Origin of the sequence: Ensifer sp. Root31 (assembly GCF_001424825.1) — a bacterium.
Lineage (GTDB): Bacteria > Pseudomonadota > Alphaproteobacteria > Rhizobiales > Rhizobiaceae > Ensifer > Ensifer canadensis.
Genome location: NZ_LMCO01000034.1, coordinates 394722 through 409664 on the forward strand (window position 1 = coordinate 394722; position 14943 = coordinate 409664).

Below are 14943 nucleotides of genomic sequence, written 5' to 3' on the forward strand. Positions count from 1 at the left end.
GCGATCATGAAGGAAATTTCCTGCAAGCTGCTCGTCATCGGTGCCGGCCCCGGCGGCTACATCTGCGCCATCCGCGCTGGCCAGCTCGGCGTCGACACCGTCATCGTCGAGAAGGCGAAGGCCGGCGGTACCTGCCTCAATGTCGGCTGCATCCCGTCCAAGGCGCTCATCCACGCCGCCGACGAATTCCATAAGTTGCGCTCGGCTGCCTCCGGCCGCAGTCCGCTCGGCCTGTCGCTCGCCAACCCGACGATCGATCTCGCCCGCACCGTTGCCTGGAAGGACGGCATCGTCGGCCGGCTGAACGGCGGTGTCACCGGCCTTCTGAAGAAGGCAGGCGTTAAGGCCGTCATCGGCGTCGCCCGTTTCGTCGACGGCAAGACGGTCGATGTCGAGACCGAGATCGGCCTGCAGCGCATTCGCGCCGACGCGATCGTGATTGCCACCGGCTCGGCGCCGATCGAGCTTCCCGACATGCCGTTCGGCGGCTCGATCATTTCGTCGACCGAGGCGCTGTCGTTGAAAAGCGTGCCGGCCAGCGTTGCCGTCATCGGTGGCGGTTACATCGGACTGGAACTCGGCACCGCCTTTGCCAAGCTCGGCGCTCACGTCACCGTGCTCGAGGCGCAGACGCGCATCCTGCCGCAATATGACGCCGATCTGTCGAAGCCGATTGCCAAGCGGCTCGGCGAACTCGGCATCGAAGTGTTCACCCAGACAGTTGCCAAGGGGCTCTCCGCCGACGGCAAGAGCCTGCTTGCCGAGCACAATGGTCGGCCGATCGAGGTACCGGCGGAAAAGGTTCTGGTGACGGTCGGCCGCAAACCCGTGACCGAAGGTTTTGGGCTTGAAGAAATCGATCTCGACCGCGCCGGAAAATTCATCCGCATCGACGACCAGTGCCGCACGTCGATGCGCGGCATCTATGCGATCGGCGACGTCACCGGCGAGCCGATGCTGGCCCACCGCGCCATGGCGCAAGGGGAAATGGTCGCGGAGATCGTCGCCGGCAACAAACGCGCCTGGGACAAGCGCTGCATTCCCGCCGTCTGCTTCACCGACCCGGAGATCGTGACATCAGGACTATCGCCGGAAGAAGCCCGTGCCAGCGGCATCGAGATCAAGATCGGCCAGTTTCCCTTCCAGGCGAACGGCCGCGCCATGACGACGCTGTCGGAGGACGGTTTCGTGCGCGTCGTCGCGCGCGCCGACAACCATCTGGTCCTCGGCATCCAGGCCGTTGGCCACGGCGTGTCCGAGCTTTCGGCAAGCTTCGGACTTGCGATTGAGATGGGCGCGCGCCTAGAAGACATCGCCGGCACGATCCATGCTCACCCAACGCAATCGGAAGCGTTCCAGGAGGCGGCCCTCAAGGCTTTGGGCCACGCGCTGCATATCTGAACGGCGAGAGACGATCTCCTCTCACCTCATCCCTGTGCTTGTCACAGGAATCCAGCTACGGCGCGTCGGCGCCGTGAATGAATCGTCATCGCGCATTCAGCTCTTCGGAGGAAAGAAGCCCTTCAGCGCCGCAGACGCGGCGCTGCTGGATTCCTGTGACAAGCACAGGAATGAGGGCGGCGACAATGCCCCCCTTACTGCAACAACTCCAGCCCCACCGCCGTCGCCTCGCCGCCGCCGATGCAGAGGGAGGCGATGCCGCGCCTGACGCCCTTGGCGCGCATCGCGTGCAGAAGCGTCACGATGATCCGGGCGCCGGAAGCGCCGATCGGGTGGCCGAGCGCGCAGGCGCCGCCGTGGATGTTGACGATGTCGTCGGAAAGGCCGAGGTCGCGGACCGCAGCCATGGCAACCACGGCGAAGGCTTCGTTGATTTCATAGAGCCCGACGCTGTTCTTTTCCCAATCGAGCTTTGACAGCAGCTTCTCAATGGCTCCGATCGGCGCGGTGGTGAACCAGGCTGGCTCCTGCGCATGACCGGCATGGCCGGCAACGATCGCAAGCGGCGTCAGCCCACGCTTCTCCGCCTCGCTTGCGCGCATCAGGATGAGCGCTGCCGCACCGTCTGAGATCGAGGAGGAGTTGGCGGCCGTCACGCTGCCGTTTTCACGGAACGCCGGCTTCAGCTTCGGGATTTTTGCCGGGTCCGCCTTTCCGGGCTGCTCATCGTGGTCAAGCGTTACGGTCTGTCGCTTGCCGGCGCCGTTGATCGCAACCGTCTCCTCGGCAAACGAACCATCCTCCAATGCCTTCACGGCGCGTTCCAGCGAACGCAGGGCAAAGGCATCCTGATCCTCGCGGGAGAACTGGTAGTGCTCGGCCGTATCTTCGGCATAGGTGCCCATCAGCCGACCGGAATAGGCATCCTCGAGACCGTCGAGGAACATGTGATCCTTGACTTCGCCGTGGCCGAGGCGAAAACCGCCGCGTGCCTTGGGCAGTAGATAGGGCGCATTGGTCATCGACTCCATGCCGCCGACCGCAAGCGCCGTGGCGCCGCCGGAAAGCAGCGTGTCATGGCCGAGCATCAGCGCCTTCATGCCCGAACCGCAAACTTTCGAAATCGTGGTCGACGGCGTTTCCATGCCGAGGCCGGCGCCGAGTGCCGCCTGGCGCGCCGGGTTCTGGCCGACGCCCGCGGGCAGTACATTGCCCATCAGCACTTCGTCGACGGCATCGAGGCCGGCGCGCGCAAGCGCCGCCTTCAGCGCGATGGCGCCGATCTCCGGCGCCGTCAAATCCTTGAGGCCGCCCTGAAAGGCGCCCATCGGTGTGCGTGCCGCCGAAACGATGACGACCGGGTCAAGCTTGTCCATGTCTTCCTCCTGCACCGCCTCTCTCGCGGTTGGAAGCGACTATAGCGCAGCGATTGTGCAGTGCAACGCGACTTGTTGGCGCCAGCGACCGGATCGGATTTTCACGTGTTCCACCGCCGGGACAACGCCCGGCGATGGCAGGTCGGGCTGCCGGCCGGCAATCAGCCCATGCGCTCGGAAGCATAGCTGCCGGGGCTCGCCGGGAAGACGACGACGCGGTTGCCGTTGATGAAGCAGCGATGATGGATATGGGCGTGTACGGCGCGCGCCAGCACCTGACTTTCGACGTCGCGGCCGATCGAGACATAGTCCTCGGCGCTCTGGGCATGGGTGATGCGGGCGATGTCCTGCTCGATGATCGGACCCTCGTCGAGATCCGCGGTGACATAGTGCGCCGTCGCACCGATCAGCTTCACGCCGCGCTCATAGGCCTGCTTGTAGGGGTTCGCGCCCTTGAACGACGGCAGGAAGGAATGGTGGATATTGATGATCCGGCCGGACATCTTCTTGCAGAGTTGGTCGGACAGAACCTGCATGTAGCGGGCGAGCACGACCAGATCGGCGTCCGTCTGCTCGACGATCTCCAGCATGCGTGCTTCGGCCTGCGGCTTGTTCTCCTTGGTCACCTTGATGTGGTGGAAGGGGATGTCGTGGTTGACGACCACCTTCTGGTAATCGAAGTGGTTGGAGATGACGCCGACGATATCGATCGGCAAGGCGCCGATCTTCCAGCGGTAGAGCAGGTCGTTGAGGCAATGGCCGAAACGCGACACCATCAGCAGCACTTTCATGCGCTCTTCGCTGTCGCGGATCTCGCAGGTCATGTCGAACCGCTTGACAACAGGCGCAAAGCCTTCCTTCAGCTCGTCGAGCTTGACGCCGTCCTGGCTGATGAAGGTCAGGCGCATGAAGAACAGGCCCGTCTGCAGGTCGTCGAACTGCGAACTGTCGGTGATATAACAGCCTTTTTCCGCGAGATAACCGGTAATGGCGGCAACGATGCCGCGGGTGGACTTGCAGGTGACGGTCAGCACATAGCTTTTCATCGGTATCTGTCTCTCGCTCCAGAGGTTTTTCCGGCCCCCCTTATACGGCCAGTCACCGCGAAAACTAGCGCGGCCTTCGCCCGGCTGTCGATCCATTCGCGACATCGGCTGGACGGAACCGGCCAGCCGGCACCGGTGCGGCTTTGTGAATGGCGCCTGGATTGGCTAGCGCGGGGTGCGATCGGGATGGGCGCGGGCAAACGCGTCGATCTCGGCGCAGCGCTGGTCGATGGCGACAAGTTTCGGGCAGGCGGAAAGATCGACGTCCCAGCGACGGGCATTGTAGACCTGCGGCACCAGGCAGAAATCGGCCATGCCGGGGCTGTCGCCGTGGCAGAAGCTCCCGGTTGACGGGTGGTCGAGCAGGCGCTCGAACGCCGCCAAGCCCTCGCCGATGAACTTGCGCATCCAGTCGCGGCGCGCGGCCTCGCCGTCTGCAGCATTGGCCATGACGAAGGATACGACGCCGAGATTGCAGACGGGATGGATGTCCATCGCGATCGCGTAGGACAGCGCGCGCACGCGCTGCCGCCCCACCGCATCATCAGGCAGGAAGCCGGCCGCTTCCCGCGTTTCCGCCAGATACTCGATGATGGCGAGCGATTGCGTGAACCGCTCGCCATCGATGTCGAGCACGGGCAAGAGCCCCTGCGGATTGCGGTCGAGATGTTCCGCTTGCCGATGGCCCCTGGCAAGCAGGTCCACCGGCACCGATCGATAGGTCTCGCCGAGACTGTTCAGCGCGATGCGGACACGGTAGCTCGCCGAGGACCGCCAATAGTCATAGAGATCGGTCTCGGCCATGCTGCTATCCTCGTCGCGTGCGCTGCCCACAATCAGGCCTTTTCGTAAGGCCCGACCGACTGCTCGATCGCACCGAAGATCGAATGGCCCGCCTTGTCCTTCATCTCGATGCGCACGATGTCGCCGAAGCGCAGGAAGTGCGTCTTGGGCGCGCCGCCAACGATGGTCTCGATCATGCGCAGCTCGGCAATGCAGGAGTAGCCGGCGCCACCTTCGGAGACCGGTTTTCCGGGACCACGGTCGAGCTTGTTGGAGACGGTGCCCGAACCGATGATCGTGCCCGATGCAAGCGGCCGCGTCTTGGCCGCGTGCGCAATCAGTTGGCCGAAATCGAAGGTCATGTCGACGCCGGCGTCCGCGCGGCCGAAAGGCTTGCCGTTGAGGTCGACATGAAGCGGCAGATGCAGCTTGCCGCCATCCCAGGCGTCGCCCAATTCATCCGGCGTGACGGCGACCGGCGAGAAGGCAGACGACGGCTTCGACTGATAGAAACCGAAACCCTTGGCGAGTTCGGCCGGGATAAGACCGCGCAGCGACACGTCGTTGACCAGCATCACCAGCCGAATGGCGGCGCGCGCCTCTTCGATCGAGGCACCCATCGCCACGTCGTCGACGACGACGGCGATCTCGCCTTCCATGTCGACGCCCCAGCTTTCATCCGCCATCAGGATCGGATCGCGCGGCGCAATGAAGCTGTCCGAGCCGCCCTGGTAGATCAGCGGATCGGTCCAGAAGCTCGCCGGCATCTCGGCGTTGCGGGCTTTTCGCACCAGCTCGACGTGATTGACGTAGGCTGAACCGTCCGCCCACTGATAGGCGCGCGGCAACGGCGAAAGCGCATCGTGCTCGTGGAAGCGGACCGTTGGCTGCGCACCGGTTTCGATGCCTTCGGCAACGCGCTCGAGCCGCGGCCCTGTATGTGCCCAGTCGTCGAGTGCGGCCTGCAGCGTGCGGGCAATGTGCCCGACCTCCGAGCAGCGGGTGAGATCGCGGGAGACGACCGCGAGTTTTCCGTCACGCGAGCCATCCTTGAGTGTCGCCAGTTTCATGCAATCCTCCCTCTACGCAGACGATTCGTCCGCAAGTTCCACAACAAGGCCGTCAGACGCGATCGTCAAGGCACCGGTCCAGCTTTTGCGCGTGGCAGCCGTCCAATGAGCGTGCGTGATTTCAGGATCGTCGGCCGGGATGAGATGATGCAGCACCAACCGCCCGACGCCGGCCGCCGTGGCAATCGCACCGGCCTCTCCGGCAAAACTGTGGCTTGCCAGCAGGTGCTCCTTCAGCCGCGCGCCGTTGCCGGTGCGCGCCACCAGCCGATCGACGCCCTCTGTCAGCATTGCCTCATGCACCAGAATGTCGGCACGATCAGCGAAATCGGCGAGCGGCGGGAAATAGGCCGTGTCGGCCGAAAATACCACGCTCGCCTCCGCATGGTCGAACCGCAGCGCGAAGCAATCGGTCACCGGCGGATGATCGACGCGCAGCGCCGACACCGCCAGGTCGCCTTCGGCCAGGACCGGGCCCTCGGCAAATTCGACGATGTCGACGAGTTGGCGCAGATCGGGCCGGCCCTCGTCGATGACGCGGATAACGATGTCGAATTTCATCGCCTGCAGAAAGCCGTGCCAGTAGTCGCGGGTTCCCGGCGGGCCGAAGACGCGCACGGTCGTTGCGAGACCGGCGGTCCAAGCGGTGTGGATCAAGGGCCCGAGCTCGAGCACGTGATCGGAATGCAGATGGGTGATGAAGATCAAATCCAGCGCTTTGAGGCTGACGCCGGCATCGGTGAGGCCGCGGGTGACGCCGAGGCCGCAGTCGACAACCACAGTGCGGCCGCCGATTTCAAGCAAGGACGAGGTCGGCGAAGGGCCGCCCGGACGGATTGCCGGGCCACCCTTGCTGCCGAGCAGAACCAGGCGTGCTCTCAAGACCAGTCGCCTTCCGGCGTGCCGTTGAAGCGCTTTTTCAGATCGGTCCAGCAATCGATGTAGTTGTCCTGCAACGTCTCCAGTTCGGCGGCGAAGCGGGTCAATTGCTGCGGAAAGCGGGTTTCGAACATGAAGGCCATCGTATGATCGAGCTTCACCGGTTTCAACTCGCTGTTTGTCGCCTTGTCGTAACCTGATGCGTCCGGCCCGTGGGCCAGCATCATGTTGTGCAGGCTCATGCCGCCGGGCACGAAGCCCTCCTCCTTGGCATCATAGCGACCATAGATCAGGCCCATGAACTCGCTCATGATGTTGCGGTGATACCAGGGCGGCCGGAAGGTGTGTTCGGCCACCAGCCAGCGCGGCGGGAAGATGACGAAATCGACATTCGCCGTTCCCTCCTCGCCCGACGGCGCGGTGAGCACGGTGAAGATCGACGGATCAGGATGATCGAACAGGATCGCTCCAACAGGCGAAAAGGTCCTGAGATCGTATTTATAGGGCGCGTAATTGCCATGCCAGGCGATGACGTCGAGTGGCGAATGGCCGATCTCGGTGACGTGGAAGGCGCCGCACCACTTCACATGCACGCGGCAGGGCGTTTCCTTTTCTTCATATGCAGCTACCGGCGTCTTGAAGTCGCGCGGATTGGCAAGGCAGTTGGCGCCGATCGGACCGCGATCCGGCAGTGTGAACTTGGCGCCGTAGTTTTCGCAGATGTAACCGCGCCAGACCTTTTCGTCGCCAAGCCTGGTCACCTTGAACATGGTGCCGCGCGGCACCAGGCAGATCTCCGAAGGCTCGACATCCATCTTGCCGAGTTCGGTGAACACCTGGATGGCGCCGCATTCCGGCACGATCAAAAGCTCGCCGTCGGCGTTGAAGAAATAGTCGTCGACCATATCGGCGTTGAAGGCATAGGCGTGGGCTGCCATGCCGCCCTGCGTCAGCGCGTCGCCGGCCGTCGTCATGGTGCGGATGCCTTCGAGGAAGTTCAATTTTTCCGACGGCGCCGGCAGCGGCCCCCAGCGCAACTGGCCAAGAGCCAGCGAATGATCGGCCACATGCGGCCCGGTCTTCCAGTACGGATAGTCGATTTTCTGGAACCGCCCGGTGTGACGCACGCTCGGGCGAATACGGTAGAGCCAGGAGCGCTCATTGGTGCCGCGCGGCGCGGTGAAGGGCGAACCGGAGAGCTGTTCGGCATAAAGACCGTAGGCGCATTTCTGCGGACTGTTCTGGCCCTGCGGCAAGGCGCCCGGCAGGCTTTCGGTCTCGAAATCGTTGCCGAACCCCGGCATGTAATCAAGCGACTGATCAGCAGTCGACCCGGCGCCCGCCTGCTTCTGTGCCTTGTCCAACATGACCTCAACCTCCTCCTCTGGTGCCTGCCCATCGAGGATCACGGCTGATCCCGGAAGTCCACGGCACGTTCTATACATATGGGCGCCGCCCCAAATCCGAATGGACGGTGGCGCGCTGCCGCCCTATTAGTTGCAATCGTAACTATCGATTTTGTAACTATCAAGGATGCCACAGATGGCGGCCGATGGCTTCGAGCTCAACGCATTCCTGCCCTACCGACTGAACCGCGCCGCCGAGTTCGTCGCCGTGCGCTTCGCAGCCGAATACAAGGCGCGCTATCAGTTGACGCGCCCCGAGTGGCGCACGCTGGCGGCGCTTGGAAGCTCGGCCCGTGCGATGACGGCGACGGAAGTCGGCACCCATTCGGCCATGCACAAGACCAAGGTCAGCCGCGCCGTCTCGGCGCTTGAGGAGCGGCGCTGGCTGAAGCGCAGCGAGGACGAAGACGACCGCCGGTTGGAACATCTGGAACTGACCAGGGCCGGCCGGCTGGCCTATGGCGAACTCACAGGACTTGCGAGCGTCTACCAGGCGCACCTCAACGAACTGATCGGCGCCGGCGGCTTGAAGGCGCTATGCGCCGGCCTTGAAGCGATCGAACGGGCGATCGACAGGGCCGAGAAGCGCCCTTCCCGCAAATGAGCCTTGTACCAGCCGGCGCTGATATCAGCCTTTCATGCGTTCCGGGATCGGCACGCCCTGGAAACTCTTCAAGGTGTCGAGCACGATCGACGTCTTGACGTGCTGCACGCTGTCATGCGGCAGCAGCACATCGTTGACGAAGCGCGAGAGGCCGGCGAGGTCCGGCGTCACCACCCGCAGGTGATAATCCATTTCGCCGGTCAGCGCGTAAGCCTCCAGAACCTCGGGCAGAGCCGAGATCAGCTTGCCGAAGCGCTTGGCGTTGTCGCGGTTGTGGGTGGCGAGCGTCACCGAAATCACCACCATCAGATCGAGTCCGAGCTTCTGCCGGTCGATCTGCGCCTGATAGCCCGTGATGAAGCCTTCCGCCTCCAGGCGGGTGCGGCGGCGCGAGCATTGCGAGGGCGAAAGGGCGATGCGCTCCGATAGCTCGTTGTTGGTGAGATGTCCGTCGCGCTGCAGTTCGCTGAGGATCTTGAGATCGAACCCGTCAAGCTGCTCCATTCATGCATCCTTATACAGTATTTCGCACGTTTTGTGCGGCATCCTGCTCAAAACGCACAAGAATACAAGCATCATGCATCGAATTTGCGTCATACTCCAGCAAAGTTTGGAGGCCAGAGAAATCTGGAGAACTTAAAGAGGAGACTTCCGATGGGCCCGTTCCCGCATGACGCCCCGCCCGCAACGATTACCGCGGAGAACCCGGCTGGTACGGATGGCTTCGAATTCGTCGAATTCGCCCATCCGGAGCCGGAGAAGCTCGCCGAGCTCTTTACCCGCATGGGCTACAGCCCTGTCGCGAGACACAAGAGCAAGAACATTACCGTCTGGCGACAGGGCGATATCAATTACATCCTGAATGCCGAGCCGGGCTCGCATGCCATGCGCTTCGTCGACGAGCACGGCCCCTGCGCCCCGTCGATGGCCTGGCGCGTCGTCGACGCCAAGCACACCTTCGACCACGCGGTCTCCAAGGGAGCCATCCCCTACGAAGGCACCGACAAATGTCTCGATGTTCCTGCGATCGTCGGCATCGGCGGGTCGCTGCTCTATTTCGTCGATACCTACGGCGCCAAGGGCTCGGCCTATGAGGCCGAATTCGAATGGACCGGCGAGCGCAATCCGAAGCCGGAAGGCGTCGGCTTCTATTATCTCGACCACCTGACGCACAACGTCTATCGCGGCAACATGGACAAGTGGTGGGCCTTCTACCGCGAGCTGTTCAACTTCACCCAGATCCATTTCTTCGACATCGACGGCCGCATCACCGGCCTCGTCAGCCGGGCGATCACCTCGCCCTGCGGCAAGATTCGCATTCCGCTGAACGAGTCCAAGGACGATACCAGCCAGATCGAGGAATATCTGCGCAAATACAAGGGCGAAGGCATCCAGCACATCGCCGTCGGCACCGAAGGCATCTACGACGCCACCGACAAGCTGGCGGACAATGGCCTGAAGTTCATGCCAGGCCCGCCGGAAACCTACTACGACATGTCGCATGACCGTGTACACGGCCATGACGAACCGATCGACCGGATGAAGAAGCACGGTATCCTGATCGATGGCGAAGGCGTGGTGAACGGCGGCATGACGAAGATCCTGCTGCAGATCTTCTCGAAGACCGTCATCGGACCGATCTTCTTCGAGTTCATCCAGCGTAAGGGTGACGAAGGTTTCGGCGAGGGCAATTTCCGTGCCCTGTTCGAATCGATCGAGGCCGACCAGATCCGCCGTGGCGAACTCGGGCCGCAGGCGGCCGAGTAGCACGGACAGCGCCTCCATTCTCTTGTGGTGGCGCTATTCTCGAGTCTTACAAAAGCCTCTCGCCCGCTGGCGAGGGGCTTTTTTGGTTCCGGCACTGTCGCCGCACTCAGTTCGTGGCGTCGTTGACCACGCGCCAGTTCGGCCGACCGAGTTCATGCGGCCATTCATGCACGTCCCGATCGTTGAAATAGACGACCTCGGCCAGGTTTGGGAAATCCGGGTCGGGCTGTGTGGCGGTGTCGATCCAGGACTGCATGTAGGGCGCGCCGCCCTGCCAACCGAGCTCGGCGACCCAGATCGGCTTGTTGTATTTGGCGACAAGACCGTAGCCGGGTTTCAGCGCCTGCTTGAAGGTGTGAGGCCCGCCGTATTCGATCGCGTCGAACTGTTCGAGACCGAACACCGAAAGACCGACGAGATCGACATAGTCGTCGCCCGGATAGTACTCGCCGAGGTTCGGCATGCCCTTGGGCGACCACATCAGCTGGACATTGGGTACTCGTTTGCGCACGATATCCATCGCGTGCTTGTAGGCTTTGACGTAGTCCTGCGGCGCCCATCCGGCCCAGGAGAACCGTCCCGATGTGTCCTCCATCTCCTGCCCCCAGCGCACGATGACCGGGCTCTTCAGCTCGGCAAGCATGCTGGCGATCGCTTCCATGTTGGCGTCGTAGTCGCCCCTGAGTGTCCGGTCGCGCAACTGGTCAGGCGTCAGCTTCCAGTCGAGCGACCATGACCACGGCTCGATGGTAACCAGCAGCTTGCGCTTGCGCTGAAGCGCGTAGGCGTCAGCCAGGCGCAACGATTCCAGATCCACGTCTTCCCATGGCAGGAACAGATGCTCTGTCGAGACATCGGTCTGGTCGCCGAAATCGCCATGCGGATCATAGGCACCGAGCCGCGTTCCGCCGGGGTGGATGACGGGGCGCTTGTCGGCCATTGTCTGTGTCTGACCTGCATTACCATTGGCGGCAAGATCGGCCTTCTCCTGTGCCAACGCTGATACCAGGCCCGCGCCGGACCCCAGATTGAAGGCGAGCGCAGTGCATAGGGCGAATGCCAATTTGCGTTTCATGTCATCCTCCTGTGGCGGTTCGACCGCTCTTCTTGACCAGGTATTGGTCCTTCAGGCGTAACGCCTTTTCCGTGATTGCGTCGGAAGCAACGAGTTTCCTGTATTCGTCGCCGGGCTTGGGCTTGGCATGTTTGAAGACGTACCACTCGCCATTCGGCACGCGCCGCTGATAAATCGTGTCGCCAATCTTGCTGTGCCCGAAACAGGTGCGGGCCGGACCGGAGCCATCGAGCGCCGTCCATTTCGCCTGCATGCACATCATACCGAGATCACTGACGTACCAGTTGCCTTCCGCAAACGAGCGTTTGCCCTTGTCGTTCACGAAGGCGACCAGCTTCCTGTCATGCGCGGTGAAGCGGGCGCCGCCCGTCGGCCATTGCCAGGTCTTGTTCCGGTAGAGAGAATAGACCTCGTAGGCGCTCAAGGGGATCGGCTTGATCTCCGTCTTCGCCCTGGCGGGTTGCGCGCCGGTATAGACCGCAAAGGCTGCGAGAGGCAGCAGAAGCGGCAAAAGCAATACATTCATGGACCGTTTCATCATTTTTTCTCCTCGCTTGAGGGCCTTTTGCGGTGCGAGAGGCCTGCGGCACGCTGCGCTACAGCGATGCCTGAAGCCGCCCGACCTTGCCTGTCACCCTCGTCTCACGCACCTCCGGCAAGCCGGAGCCTTTCCGCAGCCCGTCTGTCGCGGACGACGAAAACCCTTTCCATTTCAGGCGAAAACGAACGACCCTGAGGTCCGATCCACCCTGCCCGGCACCGGCGACCGAAAACTTCGCTTCGGTGAGCCCGACGAAACCGAGTCCCTGCGAGAGCGCCTCGGTGGCCTCCGCGCCATGGCGGATGGCCGACTGTCCCGACAGCACCGAAATGACCACGAGACAGCCAGCGGTCAGCGCCGTCATGGCCGTACGGGGAACGAGGGCAAGGCGGTTCTCCCGCGCATGCTGGACGTGGATGGTGGCAGCCAGCCCGGCGTAAACAAGGGCATTGATGCCGGTAAAGATGTAGAAGCCGCGCGCCGTGCCGGCGTCGGAGACGAGCCAAAGCGCAAGCGCTGAGCCGAGCGATAGCAGGAGGTAGGGCATCATGACGCGCAGCGGCAGGGGGGCTGCCGGTCCTGCGCCCTTGGGCGTGATGCGGAAATCGACAAAGGAGCCGCTGACGTGATCGCGCACAGCCGCGGCGCAGCCGAGCAGCGACCAAGGCCAGCGGGCAAAGAGAAACAGCATGCCTTCCCAGCTGAGAACCCGCGCATCAAAAGGACGGAACGTGCCGGTCGAGCGCCAGAAATAGGCAAGCCCGATCAGAACCAGCGACAGCGGCGCGAAGTGCAGCAGGAAGTCGGGATAGGTGGCGGCGACGAAGCTCCGCCCCATGACCAGCGCCATGATCGGCATGACGAACATCAACGCCATGAACAGGGAAAACAGCGGGTACCAGAGCTGCGAGAAGACGAACTGGAACTTCAGCCGCATCGGCAGCCTGGGCACATAGACCGGCGAATATTTGAGCAGGATCGTTACCAGGCTGCGCGACCACTGGAATTCCTGGATAACGAGATCGGCAAAGGTCGCGGGCCCATCCCCATGGGCGATCGCATGCAGGGCATGCACGCCCTTCCAGCCGCCGGCGTTCATCAGGAGCGTGGTCGAATGATCTTCGGCAAGCTCTGGCCCGAGACCGCCGACCTCTCTCAGCGCCTTGGTGCGAACGGCATAATGCGAGCCGATGCAAAGCGGCGCCCAGCCGTTGTTGTAGCCCGCCTGCAACGAGCCGTGCAGGCTCGCTTCGGCGTGAAGGCGACCGCGCGCCGACCAGCTGCGCGCCGCATTGGCATCGCAGATGCTTGGCGCCGAGACGTAGCCGACCTTCGGGTCGTTGAACGGGCGCAGCACCTCGACGAGATAGGTCGGCTCCGGCACGTGATCGGCATCGAACTGGGCGACGAAATCATAGCGTTCATAGCCATAATGATCGTAGAAATAGGCGAGGTTTCCCTCCTTGCAGCGGGTGCGCCGCGGCCAGGTGGCGCGGTGGTAGTCAGCAACCCCCTTGCGCGTCGAAACGAGCACACCCTGCCGCGCGCACCAATCGATCGTCTCAGGCGACGGATCCTCGTCCGCCAGCCATACGTCGTAATCGCAGCCGATCTGATCGAGCATTGCCAGCAGCGTCTTGCGGACAACAGTGAAAGGTTCTGACGGCGCCTTGGTCACGACCATGGCGATCCGGCCGTTCGGGACGGCCCGGCCGTTCTTTCCCGCGACCTTGGCGCCTGCGAAGATGAAGATGAAATAGGCAGGCAGTAGTGTGATCCAGCCGACCACGATCGTAATCATGACGTAGGATGGCCAATGGGTGACATGGGCGGGATCAAGCCACCACGCCCAGAAGAACAGGAATGCGACAATCCAGGCTGCGATGCCGAAGCCGTTCGCAATCCGCATGCGTGTCGAAAAAAGCGCCACGAGCATCGCCGAAGCATCGCCGGCCGGCGCCGCCGTCAAGGCAGCGGACCTGGCGGATGGGGCGAATGACATCTTGCCTGTCATGACCGTACCTCCAGCCCGAAACCGGGGGCAGCCGTTCGGATGATGGTTTCGATATTGGACAGCGACGGCCGGAAGCCGAGCGTCCGGCGTGCCCAGGTGGTGTCGGCATACAGCACCGGCGGGTCGCCGGCGCGACGCGCCAGAAGCTGCACGGGAACCCGTCTGCGGGTCACCTGATGGATGGCGTCGATCACCTGCCGGACCGATGTGCCGTGGCCCGAACCGAGATTGGCCTTGAGCGGCTCGCCGCCGTTGCGCAGGTAGTCAACGGCGGCAACATGCGCCTCGGCCAGGTCCATGACGTGAATGTAGTCGCGGATGCAGGTGCCGTCGGGCGTATCGTAGTCGTCGCCGAAGACATCGAGCCTATCGAGGCGGCCGGCTGCGGCCATCAATGCCCGCGGGATCAGGTGGGTCTCGGGATCGTGCCGCTCGGTCAGCTGCCCATCGGGATCGGCGCCGGCGGCATTGAAATAACGCAATGCAACCGACCGGAACCCGTAGGCCCGGGCATAGTCGCCGAGCATCAATTCGATCATCAGCTTCGTGCGACCGTAAGGATTGACCGGAAGCTGGATCGTGTCCTCGGTGATCGGCAAACGCGGCGGCACGCCATAGGTCGCGCAGGTGCTGGAAAAGACGACGCGCGCCAGCCCCGCTTGACGGCAGGCCTCGAGCAGCGAAACGCTGCCGGCGACATTGTTGCGATAATACTTTCCGGGATCCTCGACCGATTCTCCGACGTAGGCGGAGGCCGCGAAGTGGATCAGGCATTCGGGTTTGAAGGTCCGTATAGCCTCGACGATCCGATCCGTGTCTTCGAGCCCTCCTTCGACCAATGGTCCCCAGCGGACATTGGTCCGGTGCCCCGTCGACAGATTGTCGTAGACAACAGGCAGGAAGCCGGCCTCATCGAGGCGTTTGCAGGTATGGCTGCCTATGAAGCCGGCTCCGCCGGTGACAAGAACGACGCGCGACATA

14 protein-coding genes are annotated in these 14943 nt (G+C 62.9%); 3 read left to right on the forward strand and 11 right to left on the reverse strand.

What is annotated here, in order from left to right; translation table 11 throughout:
- The first annotated feature begins 6 nt into the window (after positions 1-6).
- The gene (gene lpdA / locus ASD00_RS26385; RefSeq protein ID WP_025424947.1) at positions 7-1401 is read left to right on the forward strand and encodes a dihydrolipoyl dehydrogenase; all 1395 of its coding nucleotides are present in this window, start codon (positions 7-9) and stop codon (positions 1399-1401) included.
- A gap of 194 nt (positions 1402-1595) precedes the next feature.
- Here the strand turns inward: lpdA and ASD00_RS26390 are convergent, their stop codons facing one another.
- From ASD00_RS26390 to hmgA, 6 genes are all read right to left on the reverse strand, one after another.
- Positions 1596-2777, reverse strand: coding sequence for an acetyl-CoA C-acyltransferase (locus tag ASD00_RS26390; protein ID WP_025424948.1), 1182 nt, complete (start codon positions 2775-2777; stop codon positions 1596-1598).
- 161 nt (positions 2778-2938) lie between these two features.
- Positions 2939-3823 (reverse strand): formyltetrahydrofolate deformylase, encoded by an 885-nt coding sequence (gene purU / locus ASD00_RS26395; RefSeq protein WP_025424949.1) that lies wholly within the window; start codon positions 3821-3823, stop codon positions 2939-2941.
- 165 nt (positions 3824-3988) lie between these two features.
- Complete coding sequence (maiA, locus tag ASD00_RS26400) at positions 3989-4627, reverse strand: maleylacetoacetate isomerase (RefSeq protein WP_025424950.1); 639 nt, start codon at positions 4625-4627, stop codon at positions 3989-3991.
- A 32-nt stretch (positions 4628-4659) separates the two neighbouring features.
- Positions 4660-5676 carry a fumarylacetoacetate hydrolase family protein gene (locus ASD00_RS26405; RefSeq protein WP_025424951.1) on the reverse strand — a complete coding sequence of 339 codons (1017 nt, stop codon included), beginning with the start codon at positions 5674-5676 and terminating at the stop codon, positions 4660-4662.
- Positions 5677-5688: 12 nt separating this feature from the next.
- A complete protein-coding gene (locus ASD00_RS26410) occupies positions 5689-6558 on the reverse strand; it encodes an MBL fold metallo-hydrolase (protein ID WP_025424952.1) in 870 nt (289 codons plus the stop codon).
- Positions 6555-7922 (reverse strand): homogentisate 1,2-dioxygenase, encoded by a 1368-nt coding sequence (gene hmgA / locus ASD00_RS26415; protein ID WP_025424953.1) that lies wholly within the window; start codon positions 7920-7922, stop codon positions 6555-6557. The genes ASD00_RS26410 and hmgA overlap by 4 nt, the downstream gene beginning before the upstream one ends.
- 175 nt (positions 7923-8097) lie before the next feature.
- On the opposite strand from hmgA, the gene ASD00_RS26420 reads away from it, so the two are divergent.
- Positions 8098-8565 carry a MarR family transcriptional regulator gene (locus ASD00_RS26420; RefSeq protein WP_025424954.1) on the forward strand — a complete coding sequence of 156 codons (468 nt, stop codon included), beginning with the start codon at positions 8098-8100 and terminating at the stop codon, positions 8563-8565.
- A 24-nt stretch (positions 8566-8589) separates the two neighbouring features.
- Here ASD00_RS26420 and ASD00_RS26425 read toward each other — a convergent pair whose 3' ends face one another.
- Positions 8590-9069 (reverse strand): Lrp/AsnC family transcriptional regulator, encoded by a 480-nt coding sequence (locus ASD00_RS26425; protein ID WP_025424955.1) that lies wholly within the window; start codon positions 9067-9069, stop codon positions 8590-8592.
- Between the two features lie 150 nt (positions 9070-9219).
- On the opposite strand from ASD00_RS26425, the gene hppD reads away from it, so the two are divergent.
- A complete protein-coding gene (gene hppD / locus ASD00_RS26430) occupies positions 9220-10332 on the forward strand; it encodes a 4-hydroxyphenylpyruvate dioxygenase (protein ID WP_025424956.1) in 1113 nt (370 codons plus the stop codon).
- 106 nt (positions 10333-10438) lie between these two features.
- Here the strand turns inward: hppD and ASD00_RS26435 are convergent, their stop codons facing one another.
- The 4 genes from ASD00_RS26435 to galE all read right to left on the reverse strand — a co-directional run bounded on the left by ASD00_RS26435 (position 10439) and on the right by galE (position 14942).
- Positions 10439-11407 carry a glycosyl hydrolase gene (locus ASD00_RS26435; RefSeq protein ID WP_025424957.1) on the reverse strand — a complete coding sequence of 323 codons (969 nt, stop codon included), beginning with the start codon at positions 11405-11407 and terminating at the stop codon, positions 10439-10441.
- A 1-nt stretch (position 11408) separates the two neighbouring features.
- Positions 11409-11948, reverse strand: a complete 540-nt coding sequence (locus tag ASD00_RS26440) for a DUF995 domain-containing protein (RefSeq protein WP_025424958.1) — start codon at positions 11946-11948, stop codon at positions 11409-11411.
- 55 nt (positions 11949-12003) lie between these two features.
- Positions 12004-13884, reverse strand: coding sequence for a glycosyltransferase family 2 protein (locus ASD00_RS26445; RefSeq protein WP_113569557.1), 1881 nt, complete (start codon positions 13882-13884; stop codon positions 12004-12006).
- A 74-nt stretch (positions 13885-13958) separates the two neighbouring features.
- Entirely contained in the window at positions 13959-14942 is a 984-nt protein-coding gene (gene galE, locus ASD00_RS26450) for a UDP-glucose 4-epimerase GalE (RefSeq protein WP_025424960.1), read from the reverse strand.
- Position 14943: the final 1 nt, after the last annotated feature.

What these genes read in the sequence shown, in the direction of transcription:
- lpdA (WP_025424947.1), top strand. Translation starts at nt 7, where the DNA reads ATGAAGGAAATTTCCTGCAAGCTGCTCGTCATCGGTGCCGGCCCCGGC.
- ASD00_RS26390 (WP_025424948.1), bottom strand. Translation starts at nt 2,777, where the DNA reads ATGGACAAGCTTGACCCGGTCGTCATCGTTTCGGCGGCACGCACACCG.
- purU (WP_025424949.1), bottom strand. Translation starts at nt 3,823, where the DNA reads ATGAAAAGCTATGTGCTGACCGTCACCTGCAAGTCCACCCGCGGCATC.
- maiA (WP_025424950.1), bottom strand. Translation starts at nt 4,627, where the DNA reads ATGGCCGAGACCGATCTCTATGACTATTGGCGGTCCTCGGCGAGCTAC.
- ASD00_RS26405 (WP_025424951.1), bottom strand. Translation starts at nt 5,676, where the DNA reads ATGAAACTGGCGACACTCAAGGATGGCTCGCGTGACGGAAAACTCGCG.
- hmgA (WP_025424953.1), bottom strand. Translation starts at nt 7,922, where the DNA reads ATGTTGGACAAGGCACAGAAGCAGGCGGGCGCCGGGTCGACTGCTGAT.
- ASD00_RS26420 (WP_025424954.1), top strand. Translation starts at nt 8,098, where the DNA reads ATGGCGGCCGATGGCTTCGAGCTCAACGCATTCCTGCCCTACCGACTG.
- ASD00_RS26425 (WP_025424955.1), bottom strand. Translation starts at nt 9,069, where the DNA reads ATGGAGCAGCTTGACGGGTTCGATCTCAAGATCCTCAGCGAACTGCAG.
- hppD (WP_025424956.1), top strand. Translation starts at nt 9,220, where the DNA reads ATGGGCCCGTTCCCGCATGACGCCCCGCCCGCAACGATTACCGCGGAG.
- ASD00_RS26435 (WP_025424957.1), bottom strand. Translation starts at nt 11,407, where the DNA reads ATGAAACGCAAATTGGCATTCGCCCTATGCACTGCGCTCGCCTTCAAT.
- ASD00_RS26440 (WP_025424958.1), bottom strand. Translation starts at nt 11,948, where the DNA reads ATGATGAAACGGTCCATGAATGTATTGCTTTTGCCGCTTCTGCTGCCT.
- ASD00_RS26445 (WP_113569557.1), bottom strand. Translation starts at nt 13,884, where the DNA reads ATGCTCGTGGCGCTTTTTTCGACACGCATGCGGATTGCGAACGGCTTC.
- galE (WP_025424960.1), bottom strand. Translation starts at nt 14,942, where the DNA reads ATGTCGCGCGTCGTTCTTGTCACCGGCGGAGCCGGCTTCATAGGCAGC.